General features: G+C 59.4%; 20 protein-coding genes. 11 read left to right on the top strand and 9 right to left on the bottom strand.

Features of this window, described 5'->3' with window-relative positions:
- Positions 1-127: 127 nt before the first annotated feature.
- Both cobS and Q0864_RS04535 read right to left on the bottom strand, forming a co-directional pair.
- On the bottom strand, positions 128-1,114 hold the full coding sequence (gene cobS / locus Q0864_RS04530; protein WP_298566558.1) for a cobaltochelatase subunit CobS: 987 nt from the start codon (positions 1,112-1,114) through the stop codon (positions 128-130).
- 216 nt (positions 1,115-1,330) lie between these two features.
- Positions 1,331-1,960 (bottom strand): DnaJ domain-containing protein, encoded by a 630-nt coding sequence (locus tag Q0864_RS04535; protein ID WP_298566559.1) that lies wholly within the window; start codon positions 1,958-1,960, stop codon positions 1,331-1,333.
- A gap of 74 nt (positions 1,961-2,034) precedes the next feature.
- Here Q0864_RS04535 and Q0864_RS04540 point away from each other — a divergent pair, with 74 nt between their 5' ends.
- Positions 2,035-2,292: a BolA family protein gene (locus Q0864_RS04540; protein WP_298566561.1), complete on the top strand. Its 258-nt coding sequence runs from the start codon at positions 2,035-2,037 to the stop codon at positions 2,290-2,292.
- A 13-nt stretch (positions 2,293-2,305) separates the two neighbouring features.
- Here Q0864_RS04540 and Q0864_RS04545 read toward each other — a convergent pair whose 3' ends face one another.
- Both Q0864_RS04545 and gatB read right to left on the bottom strand, forming a co-directional pair.
- Complete coding sequence (locus Q0864_RS04545; protein WP_298566562.1) at positions 2,306-2,701, bottom strand: DUF4177 domain-containing protein; 396 nt, start codon at positions 2,699-2,701, stop codon at positions 2,306-2,308.
- Between the two features lie 132 nt (positions 2,702-2,833).
- A complete protein-coding gene (gatB, locus tag Q0864_RS04550; protein ID WP_298566563.1) occupies positions 2,834-4,348 on the bottom strand; it encodes an Asp-tRNA(Asn)/Glu-tRNA(Gln) amidotransferase subunit GatB in 1,515 nt (504 codons plus the stop codon).
- A 334-nt stretch (positions 4,349-4,682) separates the two neighbouring features.
- Here gatB and Q0864_RS04555 point away from each other — a divergent pair, with 334 nt between their 5' ends.
- Complete coding sequence (locus tag Q0864_RS04555) at positions 4,683-5,279, top strand: transglycosylase SLT domain-containing protein (protein ID WP_298566564.1); 597 nt, start codon at positions 4,683-4,685, stop codon at positions 5,277-5,279.
- 65 nt (positions 5,280-5,344) lie between these two features.
- Here Q0864_RS04555 and pepN read toward each other — a convergent pair whose 3' ends face one another.
- Entirely contained in the window at positions 5,345-7,897 is a 2,553-nt protein-coding gene (gene pepN, locus Q0864_RS04560) for an aminopeptidase N (RefSeq protein WP_298566566.1), read from the bottom strand.
- A gap of 199 nt (positions 7,898-8,096) precedes the next feature.
- Here pepN and Q0864_RS04565 point away from each other — a divergent pair, with 199 nt between their 5' ends.
- The 4 genes from Q0864_RS04565 (at position 8,097) to Q0864_RS04580 (ending at position 12,066) form a co-directional block, all read left to right on the top strand.
- Positions 8,097-10,220 carry a malate synthase G gene (locus tag Q0864_RS04565; RefSeq protein WP_298566567.1) on the top strand — a complete coding sequence of 708 codons (2,124 nt, stop codon included), beginning with the start codon at positions 8,097-8,099 and terminating at the stop codon, positions 10,218-10,220.
- Between the two features lie 23 nt (positions 10,221-10,243).
- Positions 10,244-10,672 carry a heme-binding protein gene (locus Q0864_RS04570; protein ID WP_248363348.1) on the top strand — a complete coding sequence of 143 codons (429 nt, stop codon included), beginning with the start codon at positions 10,244-10,246 and terminating at the stop codon, positions 10,670-10,672.
- 74 nt (positions 10,673-10,746) lie between these two features.
- Entirely contained in the window at positions 10,747-11,517 is a 771-nt protein-coding gene (locus Q0864_RS04575; protein ID WP_298566568.1) for a gamma-glutamyl-gamma-aminobutyrate hydrolase family protein, read from the top strand.
- A gap of 78 nt (positions 11,518-11,595) precedes the next feature.
- Positions 11,596-12,066, top strand: a complete 471-nt coding sequence (locus Q0864_RS04580) for a cytochrome c (RefSeq protein ID WP_298566569.1) — start codon at positions 11,596-11,598, stop codon at positions 12,064-12,066.
- A gap of 74 nt (positions 12,067-12,140) precedes the next feature.
- On the opposite strand, the gene Q0864_RS04585 is transcribed toward Q0864_RS04580, so the two are convergent.
- Positions 12,141-14,396, bottom strand: coding sequence for a Hint domain-containing protein (locus Q0864_RS04585; protein WP_298566570.1), 2,256 nt, complete (start codon positions 14,394-14,396; stop codon positions 12,141-12,143).
- Positions 14,397-14,719: 323 nt separating this feature from the next.
- On the bottom strand, positions 14,720-15,874 hold the full coding sequence (locus Q0864_RS04590; RefSeq protein WP_298566571.1) for an aminotransferase class I/II-fold pyridoxal phosphate-dependent enzyme: 1,155 nt from the start codon (positions 15,872-15,874) through the stop codon (positions 14,720-14,722).
- Between the two features lie 60 nt (positions 15,875-15,934).
- Between Q0864_RS04590 and Q0864_RS04595 the strand changes: the two genes are divergently transcribed.
- Together Q0864_RS04595 and Q0864_RS04600 are read left to right on the top strand one after the other, a co-directional pair.
- The gene (locus tag Q0864_RS04595; protein WP_298566573.1) at positions 15,935-16,840 is read left to right on the top strand and encodes a DsbA family protein; all 906 of its coding nucleotides are present in this window, start codon (positions 15,935-15,937) and stop codon (positions 16,838-16,840) included.
- A gap of 92 nt (positions 16,841-16,932) precedes the next feature.
- Positions 16,933-18,354, top strand: coding sequence for an N-acetylmuramoyl-L-alanine amidase (locus Q0864_RS04600; RefSeq protein WP_298566574.1), 1,422 nt, complete (start codon positions 16,933-16,935; stop codon positions 18,352-18,354).
- 60 nt (positions 18,355-18,414) lie between these two features.
- Here the strand turns inward: Q0864_RS04600 and Q0864_RS04605 are convergent, their stop codons facing one another.
- The gene (locus Q0864_RS04605) at positions 18,415-19,845 is read right to left on the bottom strand and encodes a Glu/Leu/Phe/Val dehydrogenase (protein ID WP_298566575.1); all 1,431 of its coding nucleotides are present in this window, start codon (positions 19,843-19,845) and stop codon (positions 18,415-18,417) included.
- A gap of 318 nt (positions 19,846-20,163) precedes the next feature.
- Here Q0864_RS04605 and Q0864_RS04610 point away from each other — a divergent pair, with 318 nt between their 5' ends.
- The 3 genes from Q0864_RS04610 to Q0864_RS04620 all read left to right on the top strand — a co-directional run bounded on the left by Q0864_RS04610 (position 20,164) and on the right by Q0864_RS04620 (position 23,193).
- A complete protein-coding gene (locus Q0864_RS04610) occupies positions 20,164-21,906 on the top strand; it encodes a TadE/TadG family type IV pilus assembly protein (RefSeq protein ID WP_298566576.1) in 1,743 nt (580 codons plus the stop codon).
- Positions 21,907-21,990: 84 nt separating this feature from the next.
- Positions 21,991-22,530, top strand: coding sequence for a TadE/TadG family type IV pilus assembly protein (locus Q0864_RS04615; RefSeq protein WP_298566577.1), 540 nt, complete (start codon positions 21,991-21,993; stop codon positions 22,528-22,530).
- Between the two features lie 12 nt (positions 22,531-22,542).
- Positions 22,543-23,193 (top strand): hypothetical protein, encoded by a 651-nt coding sequence (locus Q0864_RS04620; RefSeq protein ID WP_298566578.1) that lies wholly within the window; start codon positions 22,543-22,545, stop codon positions 23,191-23,193.
- On the opposite strand, the gene Q0864_RS04625 is transcribed toward Q0864_RS04620, so the two are convergent.
- Entirely contained in the window at positions 23,183-24,376 is a 1,194-nt protein-coding gene (locus tag Q0864_RS04625) for a hypothetical protein (RefSeq protein ID WP_298566579.1), read from the bottom strand. The two genes, Q0864_RS04620 and Q0864_RS04625, sit on opposite strands and share 11 nt — an antisense overlap.
- Between the last annotated feature and the right edge of the window lie 110 nt (positions 24,377-24,486).

The raw sequence follows: 24,486 nt of genomic DNA on the forward strand, positions 1-24,486 counted from the left end.
GCTGCTTTGTTGCGCTTAGGGCTGCAAAGACCCGCGGGGTGGTGCGAAAGCGCCGCCCCATGGGGGCGGGTCGGCGCTGCCCGGTCTGGCGCCCGGGCGGTGCATGGCGATATCGGGCTTCTTGGTGTCACCCCAAGCTCATGCTCACCGCGCTCTCCGGCAGTTCCTCGTCAAAACAACGTTGATAGAACTCGGCCACCGTCTGGCGTTCCAGCTCGTCGCATTTGTTCAGGAAGGACAGCCGGAAGGCATAACCGACCGAGCGGAAGATATGCGCGTTTTGCGCCCAGTTGATCACGGTGCGCGGGCTCATCACGGTGGACAGATCGCCGTTCATGAACGCGGTGCGGGTCAGGTCGGCGACGGTGACCATCTGGGCTACGGTCTTGCGACCTTTCTCGGTGTTCAAAAGCGGGTTCTTCGCCAGCACGATGTTGGTCTCGGCGTCATGAGACAGATAGTTCAGCGTGGCGACCAGTGACCAACGGTCCATCTGTGCTTGGTTGATCTGTTGCACGCCGTGATACAACCCGGTCGTGTCGCCCAGACCCACGGTGTTTGCGGTGGCAAACAGGCGGAAGGAGGGGTGTGGGGTGATCACCTCGTTCTGGTCCAGCAGGGTCAGCTTGCCGTCATGCTCTAGCACGCGCTGGATGACGAACATAACGTCGGCGCGGCCTGCGTCGTATTCGTCGAACACAATCGCGGTCGGGTTGCGCAGCGCCCATGGCAGGATGCCTTCCTGAAATTCGGTGACCTGCATCCCGTCTTTCAACTTGATCGCATCCTTGCCGATCAGGTCGATCCGGCTGATGTGGCTGTCAAGGTTCACTCGCACGGCGGGCCAGTTCAAACGGGCGGCAACCTGTTCGATATGGGTCGATTTGCCCGTGCCGTGATAGCCCTGGATCATCACGCGGCGATTGTGGCTAAAGCCTGCAAGGATCGCCAGTGTCGTGTCGGGATCAAACTTGTAGGTCGGGTCGATCTCGGGCACACGATCCATGCGGTCGGCAAAGCCTTTGACATGCATATCGCTGTCGATGCCGAAAACCTCGCGGACCGAAATCTCTTCGGTGGGTTTTGCGTTCATATCCTGTGTGCCGTCAGCCATCTGCGTAGTTCCTTCTGCCTCGCGCGTCGCAACCCGACTTTGATGCCTGATGTGCGAAGGGGGTGCAAGGGGAAGGGGACGAGATTTGTGACGCTGGGACAAGGTGGCGCAAGTGGTCGCCCAAGGTTTGTCTGACCCCCGCGCAAAGACATGTGTGCAGTCGCATTGAAAAAGGCGGCCCAAAGACCGCCCATTTCCGTGAAAAATACCCCAAGCTTATCTAAAGCTGCGGCTTTCCTTGATTTGATCCCATGCCCAGACAACCTCTTGCAGCTGCTCTTCCTGTGACCGGTCGCCGCCGTTCATGTCGGGGTGCAGCACCTTGATCAGCTTCTTATAGGCCTTGCGGATCTCGGCTTTGTTCCAATGATCCTTGGCTTCCAGAATGTCGATCGCGCGCCGTTCGGTCGGGGGCAGTTTCCGTGTGCCGGTGATTGACTTGCCGGGGTTGCGTGTGGCGTTTTCGCCCAGCACCTGATGGGGGTCATCCACGCCCAATCGCGCCCAGGCGCGTTGTTCATCCTTGTTGGCCCCGAACGGTTTTGTTTCGCGTTCCCACACACGGTCCTTGTCAAACTGTTCGTGGATCTCGTCCTCGCTTGATCCGTCGAAGAAGTTCCACTTCAGGTTATATTCGCGCACGTGATCTTTGCAAAACCACTTGAATTCATCCAAGTGATCAGGCGACCGCGGCGCGCGGTATTTGCCAGCCTCCTGACAGCCACCATGTTCGCACACACGGGTCGAGGTCTCGAACTCGCCGGACATGCCGCGCTTGCCGCGTGGGTTCTTCTTTTTGGCCGCAGAGACTGAAATATCAAAACCAAATGGATCATTTCTGGACATGGGAATACCCTTTTCGACTCGGACCAGAGAGTTTACTGCATTTTCCTAGGTATAGAAGAGGGAATGGCGAAGAAATGACCCGAGCCGCGCAAATACATGAAAAGCTTCAGGCGGCCTTTTCGCCGCAACACCTTGAAGTGATTGACGAAAGTGAAAGCCACAGGGGGCATGCCGGGTATCAGGACGGCGGAGAAAGTCATTTCCGCGTCGTGATCCGGGCGCCTGTCTTCGGCAAGATGTCGCGTGTCGCACGGCACCGCGCCGTGCATGCTGCACTGGGGACGGCGCTGGTGGGGCAAATACATGCGCTGGCATTGGACATCGCGGCGTGACGACTGGACCGCGTCACGCTTTTTGACGGTCCACCGCCGGCGCGTGATCGCCGACGGCGTTTGCGTCCTCGGCCGATGGCAGTCGCGGGGCGTTCTGGCGCTCTTGCGCAGGCTCTTCAACGGTCGGAATGCTGTCGATTTTTGGCGACGCGACTGCTGCCACGTCTTCGACATCCGCCAAAGGGCGGCGGAACACCAACAGGTTTTGATAGACCGTGGTGCGTCCGGTAAAGCCTGAACGTTCTTCGCTGGGCAGGGTGTCGGTGCGTTGGTATTCCCAGCCTTCGGTGGCCATATCGTTCAAAAGCTCGGTCATTGCGTGGGCAAAGCGTCCATCTGAGCCCTTGATGCCCTTGGCTTTCTTCCCCTTGCGAGGGGCCGGGACCACCTCATATTCGTATAGCGTCATGGATTGTTTCCTTAAAACGACTGGCGCAGCCTAAACGATCGACGCACGTCCTGTCCAAGAAGATTGATTGGCTTGCGGAAATCCGCCTGAGGGCCGCCTGAGGGGCGTGTTTCCCCTCGGATGGTCAGTTTTCTAGAGTCCCAGCTTTGCGCTCACAATCTCGTTCACCGCTTTCGGATTGGCCTTGCCGCCGGTGGCTTTCATGACCTGCCCGACGAAGAACCCAACCAGTTTCGGGTTTTCCTTGGCCTTTTCAACCTGGGCGGGGTTGGCGGCGATGACCGCGTCCACCGCGGCCTCGATCGCGCCTGTATCCGTCACCTGCTTCATGCCGCGATCTTCTACGATCTTGGCCGGGTCGCCGCCTTCGGTATAGATAATTTCGAACAGGTCTTTCGCGATCTTACCCGAAATGTCGCCCTTGCTGATCAGTTCGATGATCCCACCTAGTTGCGCCGGGCTAACGGGGCTTTCCGAGATCGAGTGATCTTCCTTCTTCAGGCGTCCGAACAGCTCGTTAATGACCCAGTTCGCCGCCAGCTTGCCGTCACGGCCTTCGGCGACGGCTTCGAAAAACGCGGCGTTGCGCACGCCAGCGGTCAGAACGCCCGCGTCATATTCGGACAGGCCGAATTCGGTCACGAAACGCGCCTTTTTCTCGTCCGGCAGTTCGGGCAGGGTTTTGGCGATATCATCGACCCAGCTCTGTTCAATCTCCAACGGCAGCAAGTCGGGGCAGGGGAAATAGCGATAGTCATGCGCTTCTTCCTTGGACCGCATCGACCGGGTTTCGTTCTTGTCGGCGTCATACAGGCGCGTTTCCTGCGTGATCTCGCCCCCGTCTTCCAAAATGGCGATCTGCCGGCGGGCCTCATAATCAATCGCGGCTTGTATGAAGCGCATCGAGTTCATGTTCTTGATCTCGCACCGCGTGCCAAGATGGCCGAAATCCTGCGTCTCCATGTATTTTTCATACTGACCCGGACGACAGACCGAGACGTTGACGTCCGCGCGCATGCTGCCGCTTTGCATGTTGCCGTCACAAGTGCCCAGATAGCGCAGGATCTGGCGCAGCTTGGTGACAAAGGCGGCGGCTTCTTCCGGGCCGCGAATGTCGGGGCGGCTGACGATCTCCATCAGCGCGACACCGGTCCGGTTCAGGTCCACGAAGGACATGTTGGGGTCCATGTCGTGCACCGACTTCCCTGCATCCTGTTCAAGGTGGATGCGTTCGATGCGAACCTTGCGGGCCACGCCGGGGCCCATATCCACGATCACTTCGCCTTCGCCCACGATGGGGTGATAAAGCTGGCTGATCTGATAGCCCTGCGGCAGGTCCGGGTAGAAATAGTTCTTGCGGTCAAAGGCGGAAAACAAGTTGATCTCGGCCTTCAAACCCAACCCGGTGCGCACGGCTTGTTCGACGCAGTATTCGTTGATGACGGGCAACATGCCGGGCATGGCGGCATCCACGAAGGCGACGTTCGAATTGGGTTCGGCCCCAAACGTGGTCGATGCGCCCGAAAACAGCTTGGCGTTCGAGCTGACCTGCGCGTGGATTTCCATCCCGATAACCAGTTCCCAATCGTCCTTGGCCCCGGCGATGACTTTCGGTGCGGGGGTTTCATAGGCGAGGTGATCCAGCATGTGCGCGTTTCCCGTGTTTCACAATCCTGTCGCGTTCTAAGACAGGGAAAGCACAGGGGCAAGAGGCGCAAGCGTGCAGCGCACACGATGTTCAGGACGGCATGGCGGTGGAGGGTGAATTCAACCTATGGCTATGCTGCGGTGCGGCGGGAGGCGGAAAAATCAGGCTAAAGTAGAAAGCGGCGATGCATACCCGCCTTGCAAACATGGCATATCAGCGAAAATCTGCCAATTGCTGCGCTGCCGCAATGGGGCGGTTGCTTAATGCAAGTGCCCCCCGTTATGCACCTGCGCTGAGACGAATGAGACGTGAACGGACCTGAGTGGGGGCTCCATGAAACGAATGATATTGGGCTTGTTGGCCGCGCTGATAATGGCACCAGCCGCACAAGCAAACGACATTTTCGGCACGCGCGGGGTGCGCACGCCGATGTTGACGATGAAGTGGGATGAAAAGCCGCAAGCCTCGGCTTGGACAGACGCGACCATGAAGGCGCTGGAAACCCACGGGGCTGTCTTGTCGCAAACCGTGCCTGCCGACATCGACACATGGTGCCCCGGCTATGAGAGCCAGGACCAAGTTGGGCGCAACGCGTTCTGGACCGGGCTTTTGTCCACGCTGTCCTATTATGAAAGCACATGGCGCCCGACCGTCGTGGGCGGGGGTGGCAAGTGGTATGGGCTTGTGCAAATCCTGCCAGCCACTGCGCGCGGCTATGGCTGCGAGGCGCAATCCGGCGCGGCCCTGAAAAAGGGCGAACTGAACCTGAGCTGCGCCGTGCGCATCATGGCGGTCACCGTGCCGCGCGACAATGTCGTATCGAAGGGCATGCGCGGCGTTGCAGCCGATTGGGGCCCGTTCCATTCCGAGCGTAAACGCAATGGGATGCGGGAATGGATCAAGGATCAGAGCTACTGCGCGGTCAGCTGATCAGCAGTTACATTCAGACAGAAAAAGGGCGGGCCATCTGGACCCGCCCTTTGTTTGTGCGATCATCAGTCGCCCAGCATTCGCCCGACCATTTCCTGACTGTCGCGGCTTAGCCCCTCGGTCGCAAGAATGCGCTTTAGTACCGAGGTCATTATGCCTTGACGATCGGCATCATAGCGCCGCCAGGTCTCAAACGCGGTTGTCATCCGTGCTGTGGTCTGCGGGTTCACCGGATCAAGCCTGATCAACCAGTCTGCCGTCAGCGCATAGGCTTTCCCCGACGCATGGTGGAACCCCGCGTGGTTCGTGACCAGTGCGCCGAACAAGGCGCGGAAGCGGTTGGGGTTCTTCCAGTTGAACGCGGGGTCCTTGGTCAGCCGCTCTGTCACATCCGCCGCTGTCTCAGGCGTCGCATGGGCGACTTGCATCGCGAACCATTTGTCCATGACCAGTTCGTCATTTTCAAAGCGGCTGCGGAAATCAGCAAGCGCCGCTTCGCCCTTCTGGACTTGCAGCAGATACCCCAACGCCCCCAGCAGCAAGCTCATGTTGTCCGCCCGGTCATAAAGCGCCTGCGCCGCGGCCCCGCCGTCCAGACGGTTCAGCAGGTTCAACAGGCCAAGGCCAAGGGCACGCTTGCCGGCTTGTTCTGCGTTCGGCGCATACGGCTCGGTCACGTCCATTTCGGCCATCATGCGGGGCAGGAGGTTATGCACATGCTCCGCCATGGCCTGCCACAGCGTTTGCTGCGCGTTGTAAATCTTCTGCGGGTCAGGTGTGACACCGGCATCAAACAACGTCTGCGCCAGATCATCCTGACTTGGCAGCCCCAGCGTCAGCGCGCGGAAGGCCGGGTCAAGGCTGTCGTCGCGCAACATCACCGCAATCGCGTCAAGATATGCGTCCAATGGCCCGTCTTCGCCGGTAATCAGCGCCACAAGCACCTCTTTGGCCAGCGTGCGCCCGGCTTCCCACTTGTTGAACGGGTCGGTGTCATGGGCCAGCAGGAAGGCACGCTCCTGCGGCGTGCTATCACGCTGCAAGATCACTGGCGCCGAGAAGTGGCGTAGGATCGACGGCGTAGGTTTTGCACCCAGACCGTCGAACGAAAAACTCTGCTTGGCCTCGGTCATCTCCAGAACTTGCGTGCCGACCACCTCGTCCCCGTTGGGGCCAATCAAGCCAACGGCGATTGGGATATGCTGCGGCAACTTTTCGTCCTGCCCCGGTGTGGGCGGTGTTTCTTGTTCAAAATGAAGCGTATAGGTGCCATCCTTGAAGTCATCCGCCACCTTCACTCGGGGTGTCCCGGCCTGTTTGTACCAGCGGCGGAACTGGGTCAGATCGCGGCCTGTGCTGTCTTCGAACACGCGCACCCAATCTTCGATGGTCGCAGCCTCGCCATCATGGCGGGTGAAATAGAGGTCCAACGCCTTACAATATTCCTCTTCGCCGACCAGCGTTTTCATCATCCCGATCAGCTCGGCGCCTTTTTCATAGATGGTCGCGGTGTAGAAATTGTTGATCTCGACGAAGCTGTCAGGCTGCACCTGGTGCGCCAATGGGCCGTTGTCTTCGCGGAACTGGCGACCGCGCAGGGCAGACACATCGTTGATCCGGCACACCGCTTTGGACCGCATATCGCCCGAGAATTGCTGGTCGCGGAACACGGTCAAACCCTCTTTCAGCGACAGTTGGAACCAGTCGCGGCAGGTGATCCGGTTGCCCGTCCAGTTGTGGAAATACTCATGCGCGATGATCGCCTCGATCCGTTCAAAATTCGCGTCCGTGGATGTTTCGGGGCTGGCCAGCACGGCGGACGTGTTGAAGATGTTCAACCCCTTGTTTTCCATCGCCCCCATGTTGAAATCGGACACCGCGACGATCTGGAAAATGTCCAGATCATACTCACGCCCGTAAACCTCTTCGTCCCATTTCATCGAGGCCTTCAGCGCCTCCATCCCAAACGCCGTTTTTCCTTCGTCGCCGGGGCGCACCCACAGTTTCAGGTCCACCTCTTTGCCCGACATGGTGGTGAAACTGTCTTCGCGGGCGATCAGCTCACCGGCCACCAAAGCGAACAGATAGGCGGGCTTGGGCCACGGGTCATGCCATTCGGCCCAACCGTCGCCTGACCCGGTGGGGTTGCCGTTGGACAGAAGCACCGGCATGTCCCCTTCGATGCGCACCTTGAATGGGGCCATCACGTCGGGGCGGTCGGGATAGAAGGTGATCCGGCGAAAACCTTCGGCCTCGCATTGAGTGCAATACATGCCATTGGACATATAAAGCCCTTCCAACGCGGTGTTGGTTTCGGGGCTGATCTCGACCTCTGCCTCCCATGTGAAGGCGTGATCGGGCACGTCTGCTTCCAGCCCGCCATCGACCAGTTCTGGCGACACGTCTGACCCGTCGATCGCCGCACGGATCAACGTAAGATGCTCTCCGTGCAGGAAAAAATCACTCGATTTGGCGTCTGGGTTCGGCGTGAACCGAATAGAGGACCGCACGCGCGTTGCCGTCGGATGCAGCACGAAGGTCAGCGAAACCTCTTCGATCAACCAGTTGGGCGGCGTGTAATCGGCAAGGAAAATGGGCTGCGGGCTGGTGTCGGTCATGTCAGATCCTTTCACGGTCACACCCTCTGGCGGGTGGCTCCTGCTTAGACCCGCGCGCGCCTGGCATCAAGTTACTGGGACATCAGATGTGATTATTCGGTTTTTCCAAAGGGTTTTGCATCGAAATTGGGGTTGCGGTTTGGTTTCGCATAGGAAACTCTAGCGCCAAATAAAAGTCGAGCCGGCCAAAGGGATTACCATGAGTGACTATATCGAGCGCAAAGGCCTGTCAGTTCACCGGGAACTGGCACGGTTTCTGGAAACGCGGGCCCTGGCCAGAACCGCGTTGAAATACGACGATTTCTGGCGTGGGTTTGCGGATATCGTCCACGAACTCGGCCCCAAGAACCGCGCGCTTTTGGCCAAACGTGACGACCTTCAACGCAAGATTGATGACTGGCACAAGGCGCGGGCAGGTCAGCCGCATGACGCCGTGGCCTATCGCGCCTTTCTGAACGACATTGGCTATCTGGTCCCCGAAGGCCCCGATTTCCAGATCGAAACCGCGAATGTGGACCCCGAGATTGCGGACGTTCCGGGGCCGCAACTGGTGGTTCCGATCATGAACGCTCGTTTTGCTCTGAACGCCGCCAATGCGCGGTGGGGCAGCCTGTATGATGCGCTGTATGGCACCGATGCGCTTGGTGCCACGCCCAAGCCCGGCGGCTATGACCCGGAACACGGCGCGCGCGCGATCGCGTGGGGACGCGCCTTTCTGGATGAAGCGGTGCCGCTGGCGGACGGCAGCTGGGCGGATGTCGAAACCGTATCGGTTACTGATGGCGCCTTGACACCCAAACTGGCTGATCCGGCTCAATTTGCGGGTTTTGCTGAAGGGCGAATTTATCTAAAAAACAACGGCTTGATGATCGAACTTCGCTTTGATGCCCAGACGCCCGTGGGCAAACAGGACCGCGCGGGCATCTCGGATATCCGTCTGGAAAGCGCCATGTCCGCGATCATGGATTGCGAAGACAGCGTGGCCGCCGTGGACGCCGAGGACAAGGTGCTGGCCTACTCCAACTGGCTGGGCCTGATGGACCGCTCGCTGACCGAAGAGGTCACGAAGGGCGACAAGACCATCACCCGCAAACTGTCGGGTGACATTCACTATACCGCGCCCGATGGCACGCCGATGACCCATAAGGGCCGCGTCTTGATGCTGGTGCGCAATGTCGGCCACCTGATGACCAACCCTGCTATTTTGGACAAAGACGGACACGAAGTGCCCGAAGGCATCATGGACGCCGTGGTCACGACCCTGATCGGTATGCACGACCTGATGCGCGAGGATGGCAACTCGGTCAAAGGGTCGATCTATGTGGTGAAACCAAAGATGCACGGGCCCGAAGAGGTTGCTTTTGCCGACGAGATTTTCACCCGCGTGGAAGCCATGCTGGGCCTGCCGCAATACACCGTCAAGCTGGGCATCATGGACGAGGAACGGCGCACCAGCGCGAACCTCAAGGAATGTATCCGCGCCGCCAAGCACCGCGTAGCCTTCATCAACACGGGCTTCCTTGATCGCACGGGCGACGAGATTCATACCTCGATGGAAGCCGGGCCGATGGTGCGCAAGGGCGATATGAAAGACGCCGCCTGGATCAGCGCCTATGAGGATCGCAACGTCGATATCGGTTTGGCCTGCGGTCTGCGTGGCCGCGCCCAGATCGGCAAGGGCATGTGGGCAATTCCAGACCGGATGGCAGACATGCTGGCCGAAAAAATCGCCCATCCCGAAGCGGGCGCAAACACGGCTTGGGTGCCAAGCCCGACCGCCGCGACCCTGCACGCCACCCACTACCACCGCGTCGATGTGCTGTCCCGTCAGGACGAGATTGCAGCCAAGGGGCCGCGGGGCTCGCTGGATGATCTTCTGACCATTCCGGTCGCGCACGGCGCCAACTGGTCAGACGCCGAGATCCGCGACGACGTGGAAAACAACGCCCAAGGCATCCTTGGCTACGTGGTCCGCTGGGTCGATGCGGGTGTCGGCTGTTCAAAAGTGCCGGACATCCACGATGTGGGGCTGATGGAGGACCGCGCGACCTGCCGGATTTCCAGCCAGGCGCTGGCCAACTGGCTGCACCACGGCGTCGTGTCCAAAGACGAGGTGATGGACGCCATGCGCGCCATGGCCGTGAAGGTGGATGCTCAGAACGCGGACGACCCGGCTTATGAACCGATGGCGCCGGGGTTTGACGGCGAAGCCTACAAAGCGGCCTGTGAACTGGTGTTCAATGGTCGCGAACAACCGTCCGGCTATACTGAACCCATGCTTCATGCGCATCGACTGGCCAAAAAGGCGCAGTGTGCGGGTTAAGCGAACCGAGGAGGAGAAGAGAAATGGAAAAGATTTCACTGGACGCCGCGCGCGTCATGATCCGCGAAACGCTGAACCACGCTGCGAAGGCAAAAATGAAGCCCCTGTCCGTTGCGGTCGTTGATGCGGGCGGGCACCTGATTGCCTTTGAGCGCTCTGACGGAGCACCCGCTGGTCGGTTCGATTTGGCACGCGGCAAGGCTTATGGATCGGTGATGCTGGGCATTGGTGGGACCGCGCAGCGTGATCGCGCCGAAGCACAGGCCTATTTCATCGCAGCCGCCAATGTGGCCTATGGCGGCAAGCTCGTGCCGGTGCCTGGCGGGTTCCTTGTGCGCAATGAGAAGGGCGATGTTGTGGGGGGGCTTGGCGTCTCTGGCGACACGTCGGAAAACGACCTTGCGGCAGGCGAAGCTGGCATTCGCGCAGTGGGGCTTGTGCCTGAAGGGTAGGGTGCGCACACCGCATTGCCGCGCGGACGGACATCCTCTATCCTCTTGCAATCGAACGCTATTGCGGAGCAGGCATGAGACGCCCCATCATCGGTATCATTGGCAATACCTACCTGATCAATGACCAGTATCCCAGCCACGCCGGCGGGACGATGAATTCCGAAGCAATCGCACAGGTGGCGGGGTGCCTACCGCTGATCGTGCCGTCCGATCCGCGCTTCGTCTCGGTCGACGAATTGCTGGAAACATGCGACGGGTTTCTGTTCACTGGGGGGCGTCCCAATGTGCACCCGGCCGAATATGGCGAAGACGAAACCGAAGCGCATGGCGAATTTGACCGCTGCCGCGACGCCATCACCTTGCCCCTGATCCGCGCCTGCGTGGATCGCGGCCAGCCCTTTTTCGGCATTTGCCGTGGGTTTCAAGAGGTCAACGTCGCCATGGGCGGCACGCTTTATCCCGAGATCCGCGACCTGCCGGGCCGGATGAACCACCGGATGCCACCCGATGGCACGCTTGAGGAAAAGTTCGCCATCCGCCACGACGTCCATTTTGAGGAAGGCGGCGTCTTTCACCAGCTTTTCGGCTCTCGCCGGGTGCGCACCAATACGCTGCACGGGCAGGGGATCAAGACCGCCGGTTCGCGCATTGTGATCGAAGGTCATGCCGATGACGGAACGCCCGAGGCGCTGTTTATCCGGGATGCGCCGGGCTTTACCCTGTCCGTGCAGTGGCACCCGGAATACATGGCAGCCGAAGACCCCGTGTCACGGGTGTTGTTCACAGCCTTTGGTGATGCCGCCCGCGATTGGGCCACCCGCGATCGCGCGCCGGTGCCTGCATAGAATGACCAAGCGATGGCGACGGGTGTTGACCTTCCCCTAGCTGGAATGCCCAAGGTCTTCCTTGAAAAGGGAGACATCATGATTCGATCAAACCGAAAGACTGCGTTTGCAGGTGTCGCCGTGGTGGCGCTTGCCATGGCCGGGCTAAGCCTGTCGCGCCTTTCAGGGCGTGATGACAGTGGCGCGGCGGGGTCGGCGGATGGCGCAATGCCCCCTGCGGCTGCCTCGGGCGCTCAACTGGTTGCGGTGAATATGCCCGCGCTTGAAGACGCTCAACGCCTCGGACAGACGGTGTTTCTTGCCAAATGTGCATCCTGCCACGGCGAAACGGCTGGCGGTATCGACGGGGCAGGGCCGCCATTGATCCACAAGATTTATGAACCCTCGCACCACGGCGACGCGGCCTTTTTCCGGGCGGCCGAGCTTGGGGTCCGTGCCCATCACTGGCGGTTTGGAGATATGGCACCGGTCGAAGGGATTTCCCGCGCTGAGGTTGCGGATGTCGTTGCGTTCATTCGCGCGGTGCAACGGGCAAATGGGATAGAGTGATCCCTGACCGAGCCGTAAAAATGAAAACGGGCGCCATCAAGGGCGCCCGCATTTCGTTTGGTCAGTCGCCGTAATCAGGCGACGCGCGGCAAGGCGCGGGCTTCGTAGGCACGCAGAACCATGCGGGCCGTATCACCATAGTGGCGCGGATCGGAACGAAGCTCGGGGAAGAGTGTAAACAGCTCTTCACGGGCGGCGGCGTCGATCGCCCCCAGCCCCTCATGACCCGGATGGAAGCTTTCCGTTGCCGCGCCATTGGCAAAGACAACCTCGTGTTGATCGAACAACATGTGGAAATAGGTAATCTCGGCCTGCGGTTCGATCACCACATCGCTGCCGTTGATCAGGTGCTTGGCAGGGATCATGACTTCGCGCTCAGCGAACAACAACGTGGCGTTGTGGCCTTCGTAAACCATCCGGTGTTGCGGCGACACCAACAACGACCGGTCGTTGCCGAACAGCCCCTTGCCAATGCGCACCGGGGCCAGATCACCCTGACCTTGCGTGGTTTTTTGGCCAACCCAGCGGATCGGTTGCACCCCGTGATCGCGTGTCACGACCATGTCGCCGGGACGCAGATCCTGGATCGGGCGTTCGCCGTGATCGGTCATGATCATTGTGTCGGTCGTAAAGCAGATGATGACGTTTTCGATGTTGGTGAAGGTCAGCGTGGTGCCGTCGGACAGCGTGGCCGTCCCGTTCTCTGAATTGCCGGGATCAAAGACCACATCATCCCAGTCATCGACCAGGTGGTTCAGATAAAGCGTATCCGTGTCGCCATCATCATCATCTTCGCCACCGTCGATGGTGATCGTCGACCCAGATCCATCCAGCCCATCTGTCGGATCAAGGTTGATCGTGTCCGAGCCGGTGCCACCAGACACCGTGTCACCCGCGCCGACATTCAGCGTGTCATCGCCATCGCCACCGTCAAGCGTGTCGGACCCGGACCCACCGGTCAGCGTATCGTTGCCACCCTGACCATAGATAATGTCGTCGCCATCGCCACCATCGATCGTGTCATTGCCACCAATCGAGGTGTCGGGGATGGTGTCGAAATGCACGTCCGAAACCCAGACCGCCTGGGTGCCGGATTGGGCGTTGCCATAGATGATCTCGATCTCGCTGACAGGGCCGGCGATTTCGACCAGCACCGATCCGCCCAGATCAGATTGGCTTTCCGATACGTTGTTGGCTGTGACCGTGTTGCCCGAAACGGTGTCGCCACCGCCCGGTGTCAGTGTGACGGTGACCGGGTTTCCGTTGGCGTCGATCGCGTTGACGGTCACCACATCGGTGTGGTTGCCCGAACCCCAGTCCACGTCATTGATGCGGAAGGACACGTTTTCCACATCATCAAGCGACGTGCTGCCGGTCGCGGCTGCAAAGTCGATCGTGGTGGTCGAAGTCGTGCTGTCACCATCGCCAAAAAGGTAAAGGCTTGAATTGTCGTCGAAGTCTTCACCGGACCCGACATAAATTGTGTCGCTTGTCTCGACCCGGTATTCCGGGCTGTTCGTGCCATCGCTGGAAAAACTGACCGAGACGTCCATCTCGCCGGTGTTCTGGGTGAAGCCGGCGCTCAGGTTGGTGCCGTCGCCGCCTTGTGCGCTCCAGTCCAGCACCTCTTCGGTCGCGGTGGCGGGTTTGTCATCGCCATAGATGACGTCGTCGCCAGTGCCACCATCAATCGTGTCATTGCCTGCGCCGCCTTCGATCGTGTCATTGGCTGCACCGGACGAGATTGTGTCGTTGCCGCCGTAGCCATAGATCACATCGTCATTGCCACCAGTGCTCACGCTGTCGTTGCCATCGACAACTTCACCGTCTTCGTCGACGAATGTGCCGTCGATCACGTCATCACCGCTTGTGCCGGTCAGAATGCCATCGACCTGGTCGGAGTAGGTGAAGGCGGGGTCACCTGCCGTGACATCCGGGTTGCTGTCATAGTCGACGATTTCATAGCTGCGCCCCGCGATGAAGGGCGTTTCAGACATGGTGTAATAGCCGCTGGCATCGCCGCCTTCGACCTGCAGCTGGACGACTTCGAATTCCTCTCCGGTGACCGTGTCGCGCACGGTCCAGACCAGTTCCGCATCCATGTTGACGCCAGAGGATGTGTCCGCGCCAATCGTCGCATTGCCGAACGCGCTTTCACCGCCATCGCTGTCATCGTCCAGCGTTTGGCCTTGAATGCCGCTTTCGTTGTCAGTGATTGTTGCCGTCCCAGTGGCGGTGGTCGGCCCGGACCAGACGAAGGTGGACCCGGTCCCGGTTGGAATGACGCCTGAAGGATCGAGGTCGTAAAACTTAAGGGTATGGGTCGGCATCTAATTCTGCTCTCTTCTTACTGGTTACACGCCCGAACCTTCGGACGGCGGTGTCTGTCTATGTCCTGCGGCTCAAAATAGAGCGCGTGCCTGAACATTGGTTTAATTGCAGGAAACCATGACCGAAAAAAGACCCAACGGGCCAGAATCTGCCAAATTTCAGCAAATTATAAGCAGTCTCATCACTATTTATGGGGAGGGTGCGCGCCAAACGAGTGAAATCCGGAGGATTGTCTACCAATCAAAGAAAATCCGAGATCTGCGGAGCGGCACGCATTCCCCATATTGGCGTAACAGCGGGGTTTTGTTTCGCCGCGGCAGGTTCAGCGCGCTTTGCGTGGGTGTGTCTGCAGGAACGCAGCCAGTCGCGCAAGCCCTTCCTGGATGTCTTCGGTCGACCGCGCATAGGAAAACCGCAACGTCTGGTGCCCGCGCACAGGATCGAAATCCATGCCGGGCGTGACCGCGACACCGGCCTTGTCCAGAATTTCGGCCGCAAGGGCACGGCTGTCATTGGTCAGGTCGCTGACATCAGCGTAGATATAGAACGCGCCATCAGGCGGGGCGAATTTGTCAAACCCGGCCTTTGGCAACCCCTCGATCATCAACTGACGATTGGCGGCATAGGTGGCCAGATTTGCATCCAGCTCGTCGCGGGCGTCCAGCGCGGCAAGGGCGGCAATCTGGCTGGCATGAGGTGGGCAGATAAACATGTTCTGGGCCAGACGTTCGACCAGCCGGATGTGGTCTTCGGGAACCACCATCCAGCCCACGCGCCACCCGGTCATCGAAAAGTATTTTGAGAAGCTGTTGATCACATAGATGTCATCCGACACCTCCAGTGCGGACACGGCGCGGTCCTCATATTGCAGACCGTGATAGATCTCGTCTGCGATAAAGCTGGTGCCCTGATCATGGCAGGTGCCGATCAGCGCCTCAAGCGCGGCATGGTCCAGCATGGTGCCGGAGGGGTTCGCGGGCGAGGCGGTGATCAGGCCCGCCAGGTCGCCGGGGATCTCGGACGGCACGGGTTGCAGTCGATGCTCCGGGCGGGTCGGAATGCCGACCGGTGTCAGGTTCAGGGCTTTCAGGATCTGCCGGTAAGATGGATATCCCGGCTCGCCCAACCCGACTTTGTCGCCCGCATCAAACAGCGCGGTGAAGGCCAGAATAAAGGCGCCTGAACTGCCCGGCGTGACCACCACGCGCGCCGGGTCCAGATCGAGGTTATACCAATCTTTGTAAAGGTTTGCGATGCCTTCCCGAAGGGCGGGCAGGCCCAGGGCCACGGTGTAGCCTAGCGCGTCGCGGTCCATCGTTTGGGCCAGTGTATTGCGCGCCTTGGCCGGGGCGGGGGTCGAGGGTTGGCCGACCTCCATGTGGATGATGTGGCGCCCGGCGGCCTCGGCGGCGCGCGCGGCTTCCATCACATCCATCACGATGAATGGATCAACGACACCTCGGCTTGATTTTTTCATCGGTCCCTCGCTGGCTGTTGAGGTCTAGGTGCATCCGGGCGCGCATGAAGTCAATGGCGGATGGCGCGTCGAATTGGCAGTTGGATGCGCCCTGCAAATGGCGTAAACGCTCTGGTGATCGCGCAAATGTGCGCTGACCTCGCGCAGAGGTCTGATATGAACAACGTGGCCCTGCACGGGGCATGTGAACAGGAACGGAAAGACGTGATGAAGAAGACCACTGGCCTTGCCCTGACAGCCGCCTTGACCCTCTGCACGGCGCTGCCGACGATGGCGCATGATATGACCAACCTGTCCGACGACAACCGCAACGCATTTCGGGACGAGGTGCGCGCCTATCTGATGGACAATCCCGAAGTTCTGATGGAGGCCATCGGCGTTCTTGAGGAACGTCAGGCGGCCGCGCAGGGCGCGCTTGACAAGGATCTGGTTCGGGTGAATGCAGACGCCCTGTTCAGCGACGGTTTTTCGCATGTATCGGGCAACCCCGATGGTGACATCACGATTGTCGAATTCGTGGATTACCAATGTGGGTATTGCCGCAAATCCTATGACGTGGTGCAGGAGCTTCTAGAGAAAGATCCCAACATCCGTCTGATTTTGAAGGAATACCCGATCCTGACCGAAGCCAGTGTTCTGTCGTCGCGCTTCGCCATCGCCGGACAACAACTGTTCGGGGAAGAGGCCTATGAAAAGCTGCATGAGGCCCTGATCACCGTGCGCGGCAATATCAGCGCGCAATCGTTGATCAAGCTTGCAGATGGGTTGGACCTGGACGGCGCGGCCATCGCTGCACGCATGGACGCCCCCGAGGTCGAGGCCGTTCTGGCAGAAAACCGCGCTTTGGGCCAACGACTTCAGATCACTGGCACACCTGCCTTTGTGATGCATGACGACATGGCGCGCGGCTACATGCCGCTGGAGCAGATGGAAGCGATCATTGCAGCCAAGCGCAACGAAGGGTGAAGGATGCGGATTGGTGGCTGACCTTGAAGGACGGGCTTGCTAAGGTTCGTGCACGTCAAGAATTCAGGCAGAGTCAAAGCAGCATGTCATCCATGATCAGGCTTAAAGCTGGCGCAGCCCTGCGGGCCATAGGGCTTGTCGCGGCTTTGGGCGGCATTTGTGTGCCGCCCGCCTTTGCGCAGCAGGACAATGCAGCCCCAGAAACCTCGCCCATCCCGCCGCCCAAACCTGCGCGCATTGTCGCTGAGGATGCGGCGGTTGAGGCCGCCGGCGACACGGTCGCTCCGGGTGCTACGCCGCCGCCCGCTAGCCCGTCGTCTTCAGCCATTTCTGCGGAAGTTCCCGCACCACCCCAAGGGCTTAGCGGTCTTGCCCGGTTGACTGGCGACGGCGTCTCCGTTCAAGACCGGTGGCGCGGCGTCAGGATCGACATCGCCATGACGCGCACGGTGCCGTGGCGGGTCTTCACGCTGGACGACCCACAGCGGGTGGTCGTGGACGTCTCGGAACTGGCCTGGGACGGGTTGGACATTGCGGCCCTGATGGCGGCGTCGGATCATTTTTCGGACATCCGCGCGGGGCTATATCGCCCCGGCTGGACGCGCCTTGTGCTGACCTTGGCGCACCCGATGATCGTAGAGCGCGCATGGATGGAGGCAACTCCGGACAGCGACGCAACGATCCACCTTGCGTTGGCGCAGTCGACAGCAGCGGCGTTCGCAGACGCTGCAGGCGCCCCTGCCAGCGCCGTTTTCACACAGGCCGCGCCGCGCCCGATGCCGTCGCCCAAAACGCGTCAAACAGGGTTTGGGGATGTGGTCGTGGTGCTGGATCCGGGCCATGGCGGCATCGATCCGGGCGCAGAACGCGAAGGTGCGGTCGAGGCGGATCTGATGCTGACCTTCGCGCTGGAGCTGAAGGAGGCCCTGTTGCGCGCGGGCGGCTTCAAAGTGGTTCTGACCCGCGAACGGGACGTGTTTGTGCCCTTGGAGGAACGCGTCACGATCGCACGGCGCGCCGGGGCGGATGTGTTTCTGTCCCTGCATGCCGATGCGCTGGCGCAGGGGCGGGCCACCGGGGCAACGGTTTATACCTTGTCAGACGAGGCCTCGGATATCGCGTCGCAAGCCTTGGCTGAACGCCATGATCGCGAGGATCTGTTGGCCGGGGTTGATCTGTCCCGACAGGATGACGAAGTGGCGTTGGTTCTGATGGATCTGGCCCGCAACGAAACGACACCCCGATCCGAGGCGCTGGCGGACAGCCTGGTCGAAGGGATCTACTCCGCCACCGGGTCCAGCTACAAGTCACCGCGCCTTAAGGCGGGGTTTTCGGTTTTGAAAGCGCCCGACATCCCGTCGGCGCTGATTGAACTTGGATTTCTGTCCTCGCCGCGCGACCGCAAGCTTTTGCAAGATGCGGCATGGCGTCAAAAGGCGGCTGAAGGGATACGGGACGCGCTGCAATACTGGTCGTTGCAAGACGCGGCAAAGGCCGAGCGTTTGCGCCAGTAGGTCCATTTTACCAATGACTTAGCGCGCCCACCTCATGATGAAACAAGGTGGGCGCAAGCTTTACAGACCCTTCGCGCGATAGCTGGCAGCCACGCGCCGGATGGCGACGATATAGGCCGCCATACGCAGGTCATCCACGTCATCGCGTTCGTGCCAGACCTCGCGCATGTCCTGATAGGCGGTGCGCATTGTGTCATCCAGGCCTGATCGCACCAGTTCCAGCTCGTCCGCGCCGCGCAGATATTGTTCTTTGAATTGCGGTGTCATCGACCAGGCGTCGCCCAGATAGCGGTCCAACCGTTCAAGCTCGTCCACCACCAGCTGGTGGCGCGCCTCTTCCTGACGGCGCTGCATGCGACCGAACCGGATGTGGCTCAGGTTCTTGACCCACTCGAAATAGCTGACCGTCACACCGCCCGCATTCGCGTAAAGGTCTGGAATGATGACCGTTTTCTTTTCGCGCAAGACTTTATCTGCGCCTGAAGTGACGGGTCCGTTCGCCGCTTCGATAATCAAAGGTGCCTTGATCCGGTCAGCATTGGTCAGATTGATCACGCCCTCAAGGGCGGCAGGGATCAGGATATCGCATTCTTCTTCCAGAACCGATGCCCCGTCTTTGACATAGGTGGCATCAGCAAATCCCTTGACGCCCCCGTGTAAGGAGATCCAGTGATGAACCGCTTCAACATCAAGCCCCTTGGGGTCGGTCAGCGCCCCGTCGCGTTCGATGATTCCGACGATCTTCGCCCCGTCTTGTTCGGACAGGAACTTGGCGGCGTGATAGCCCACATTGCCCAAACCTTGGACAATCACGCGCTTGCCCTCAAGCTTGCCCGACAAGCGTGCCTTCTTGACATCCTCGGGGTGGCGGAAGAATTCACGCAGTCCATATTGCACACCGCGGCCCGTCGCCTCGACCCGTCCATTGATGCCGCCTGCATGTGTCGGCTTGCCCGTGACACAGGCGCGCGCGTTGATGTCGGTGGTGTTCATCCGGGCGTATTGGTCGGCGATCCATGCCATTTCACGTTCGCCAGTGCCCATATCGGGGGCAGGGACGTTCTGCGACGGATTGATCAGGTCGCGCTTGGCCAGTTCATAGGCGAACCGGCGGGTGATCAGTTCCAGCTCGTGTTCCTCATACTGGCGCGGGTCGATCCTGAGACCACCCTTTGACCCGCCAAACGGCGTTTCGACCAAGGCGCATTTATAGGTCATCAGGGCGGCCAGCGCCTCGACCTCATCCTGGTTGACGCCCATCGCAAAGCGAATGCCGCCCTTGACCGGCTCCATATGTTCCGAGTGGACCGAGCGATAGCCGGTGAAGGTGCGAATTTCGCCGCGCAGACGCACCCCGAACCGCACGGTATAGGTGGCGTTACAGACGCGAATCTTTTCTTCAAGCCCAGGTGGAAGGTCCATCAGGGCGACCGCCCTGTTAAACATCAAATCGACGGATTCACGGAAGCTTGGTTCGTTCGTCTGGGCCATTTTTTACCTCGACTTTTTCTTTTCTGCAGTGCCGCAGAATCGTTAATCAGCGGCGTTTCCAACCCCAGCGTAGGCCCATTTCATAAACATACCACCCTAGAATTCTGCTTGGTTTTGGAAACGGTTGAGGGTTTAGTGCCTAAATACACCGCTATTGTTGCCCATGACGGCACAATGAAGGTGATCGTGCATCTCGTGCTCGCAATTCACTTAAGAATGCCTTAATTTCGCCATAGGCTTCAGGTTATTTCACGAAGTCTTAAAAGTGGTGGTGGCTGTTAATTGGTACCGCACTGATGTGCGGGAAGGGAGTTCGATATGGCTCATTTGAAAAGCCTGTTGAAAGGATTGCGTGTCGATTTGGGTCAGGCGGACCGGTCGGGGCGCGTTGGCGCATTCACGCGTGACGAAGAGGGGGCAATGTTCAACTTTGCCCTGCTGCTGTTTGTCGCCATGCTGATTGTGTCGGGCCTGTCGATCGATCTGATGCGCACCGAGCTGAATCGCACGCGCATTCAAGCCACGATGGACCGCGCGCTTCTGGCTGCTGCCCATCCCGATCAGGAAAGTGACCGTAAAGGTGTCGTGCTGGACTATTTCGCACGATCCGGTCTGGGGAACTTCATCAAGGCCGAAGACGTAACGGTCGAGGTTGGTGCAGACGGCACACGGGTCACCGGCAGAGCCCATATGAATGTGAGCACGCCGTTCCTGAAAGCCGTTGGTGTGCATTACCTGACAGCCCCTGCAAGTGGCGGTGCGGCAAAGATCAACCAATTGACCGAGGTGTCGCTGGTAGTGGACGTGTCCGGGTCAATGGACAAACTGGCGACGACTGGTAAAACCAAGATTTACGAGCTTCGCAAAGCGGCGAAAGAGTTTTCCAACCTGCTGCTGTGCAACCCGAATGATCCAACCAAAGCCACCGAGTGCACGTTGACGAAGCGCAAGACTTCGATCTCGCTCGTGCCGTATTCGACGCAGGTGAATGTCGGGTCGACTGTGCTGAGCAAATTTACCCGCAACGATGCCCAGAACATCGCCTATTGTGCGACGTTCGAAGATGCAGACTTCAAAGAGACGGCCGTTGATCCCGATGTGGCGATTGACCAGTCTGCCAAGTTTCTGCGCTATGGTGGCAACTACAAGAACAACAACGGCGACGCTTATCTGTCGTGCCACACCGACAGCTGGCGCGAGGTGGTCGCGTTCGAAGATTCGCCCACCGATATGGAAACGAAGATCAACGCGCTTAACGCTTCGGGCGACACCGCGATTGATATCGGCATGAAATGGGGCACGGCGCTTTTGCACCATAAGGCGCAACCTGTCGTGACAAGCCTGATTGCCGATCAAGTCGTGCATGGCGACTTCGCCGGGCGCCCGTTCAACCCGGCCACAACCGCCTCGTCGAAATTTCTGGTGCTGATGACAGATGGTCAGAACACCAACCATCACCACTTGTTTGATGGGTTCCGCACCGGTCTATCGCCGTTCTGGCTGAACACCTATAACGACCGCGATATCATGTCTGTCTACCGCGAAAGCTCTGACAGCTATCAGTGGTTCTATCCGAGCACCGGTGAGACTGTCTGGCGGCCCAAGCCCTACGGCTTTCAGGGCGCAAATGATTGCTTCCCGTCAAGAAATGGCAACAAATGCACGCCCTATCGGACGCCTGAAAACAGCATTACCGAGCAGCTGACCTACGAAGAATTCTGGGCGAAGAAATACACCTGGGGGTTCTTGCAGCGGTTCGACTGGCTGGGCGCGCCGGGCCGTAAGATCTCGAACTCTGATGACAGCGATGGTGACGGCACCAAGGACATCGACCAACGCCTCTTGGATCAGTGCAAGGCGGCCAAGGACTCCGGCATGACGATCTATACGATCGAGATGGAGACCCCGGACACCGCAACCGATGCGATGCAGAAATGTGCGTCTGTCAAAGGTGGCGAACGCCTGCACTACAAGATCACCCAGGGTGACAACAGCGTGAACCTGTCACAGGTCTTTTCGAAGATCGCAGAGGACATCAACAAGCTTAGACTGGTCAACTGATCCGTCTGGGCAAACCGGGCTGAGTTGGTGAAACGCGGCGTTTGGGGGAACGCTGAGCCACCCGACCCAGCGAAGGCAATTGGAATGAAACCGATGAAACAGGCATATAAGAGATTGCAGCGCTGGTTGCGTGCCTCGGAAGGCAGTTCGACAATCGAGTTCGTGCTCTGGTTTCCGTTGTTCATGACGATCTTTCTGACCTCGTTCGAGCTGAGCTTTTACGGCATGCGGTCGGTAATGTTAGAGCGCGCGCTGGACCTGAACATCCGCGGTCTGCGTCTAGGCAACGGGCGTCCGACGACGCTGGAAGAATTCAAGCAGAACATCTGTGACGAAACGCTGCTGTTTTACAATTGCATGGACGAGATTTCGGTCGATCTGCGCCGCATAGATCAGGCGGGCTGGACCTTCCCGACCGGTGCCATCCCGTGTGTGGACCGCGCCGAGGAAATCAAGCCGTTGACCGAATATTCGACCGGTGGTGGTGGCGATCTTATGCTGGTGCGTGTCTGTGTTGTGAAAGACCCGTTCTTCAGCACCACCCCCTTCGTGATGGGGCTGCCGCGTGATCCGTCCGGTGGCGTGGCCATTGCGGCCGTGTCGTCCTATGTGAACGAGCCATGAGGAAGTGAACAGATGTCTGACCCTATGACCTCTTCCCTGACCGCCATGACGGCCTTTGGCCGCCGGATCGGCCAACGCGTCCGTGACTTTGCGCGGGCAGAAACGGGCACGGTGACCGTCGAAAGCGTCATCATTCTTCCGGTGATCCTGTTTGGCCTTCAGGCAACCTTTGCCTATTACGACGCCTACCGCCGTCAAAGTCAGGCCTTGAAAGCGAACTACGCGGTGTCCGATTTTCTGTCGCGCTTTCCAAGCTACGACCGGGCCACGCTTGAAGGTCTGGACGAGATGTTTCAATACATGACCCAAACCAGCGAAGCCAGCTGGGTGCGCGTGACGGTCGTAAAGTGCAATCGCAACTGCACGAACGAAGAGACCCGCAAACTGGGCCGGGTCAATTCCAAGGTCAGCCTTGGCGACGGGGTGTCCCCGTTGACGCGTGACCAGATGCGCCTGCAACTTGGGCCAGTTATTCCAATGATGTATCAGGGTGAAAACCTGATCGTGGTCGAAACCGTGGCGAAATACGTGCCACCGTTCTGGGGCGCGTGGACAGGCATCTACCCTCGTGATTTCTATGACGTTATCGTCACCAGCCCGCGTGAGGCAGAAACGCTGTGCTGGAAGAAAGAGCCGGCCGACTGCCCCGTGCCTACGTCGTGAACCTGTGCTGCCCGTCTGCGGGCAGTGGCAATCTGACCCAGATCGGCATGTGGTCTGACAGGTCATGGGCGAACCGGTCGTAATCCGGTGTGCCGCTCGGCAACAGGCCGGGGCCTGCATCCATGAACAGCTGGGTAAAATCGAACATGCCATAGTCGAACTGGTCCGCGCCAAGCGTGCCCGCCAGATCGTTGTGCCGCCCACGCGGCAGGCGCGTGTCATCGGCCAGCCACGCGATATGGTCATAGGTCTGGGTGCGCCGCGCGTTGGTGTTGAAATTGCCATCTAGGAACGGGAAGTTCACCTTGGCATCCAACCGCCGTTTCGCGTTGATCCCGGTGACGTAGTTCTCAATCCCCACCCGCCGGTCTGCATTCGAGCTGTCAAAATCAAGGTTCAGATCGCCCATGATCATGATGATCTTGCCGCGCTTGCTGACGGTTTTGCGACTGTCATGTAGCAACCACTCCAACAAGGCGAAAAACTCCTGCTCCCGTTCGTTCTTTTTCCCCGAAACAAGATGCGCGTTGACGGCATAGACCTCATACTGCCCGTCAGGCCCGTCAATCAGGAATTCCACCAGATAGGGGCTGCGGATAAACTGCACGAACTTGGAAAACTGCGACCCCATGAGGCGGGTGGTGTTCTGCACCCAATTCATCAATTGCGCTAGGTAGCCGGGGTCATCCTGCCCCGGCACGCTGGTATCGAAGGACGCTTTCAGCGCCTCGTTCATGTTGGCGGCAATCGCGGTGCGATCATAGGACAGGTCCGAGGCCAAGTGACCCAATCGCACGCGGTCATGGCGGTAAAGGAACGCAAACCGTTCCGACATGCCCTTGTAGCCGGGACTGCGGCCCGTCACGTCGCTGTAAATGACGCCATAATCGGGGCTCAGCGCGGCGACCAGCGCCTCCAACGCGCCGGTGTCGTCTTGCTGCTCCTGGATCGACAACAGGTCGGCCTGGGCCGCGATCCGTTCGATCATCCGCGTCGCGCCTGCGCTTTTCTTGAGGCCATCCCGATCAGCCACCGCGCCAAACTTGCGGATGTTCCATGACATCAGGATGACCGACCCGTCGCGCTGTTCCGGCAGGCCATAGGCCTGAGGGTCCAGGCTCAGGGCTTGATCCAGATGCGTTTCGATCTGTTGCCATTCGGCGTCGGTAAATTGCTGGGCCATAGGTGCCTCAATCCATAAAAGAATTCTGCAAGTATAACACGAAAGCGGCGCGCGCGCTTCCCCACACGCGAATTGTGCAATAATGCGCAGCGACTGTTAAGCTGCGCGCA

It is taken from the genome of uncultured Aliiroseovarius sp. (assembly GCF_947497285.1).
Classification (GTDB): domain Bacteria; phylum Pseudomonadota; class Alphaproteobacteria; order Rhodobacterales; family Rhodobacteraceae; genus Aliiroseovarius.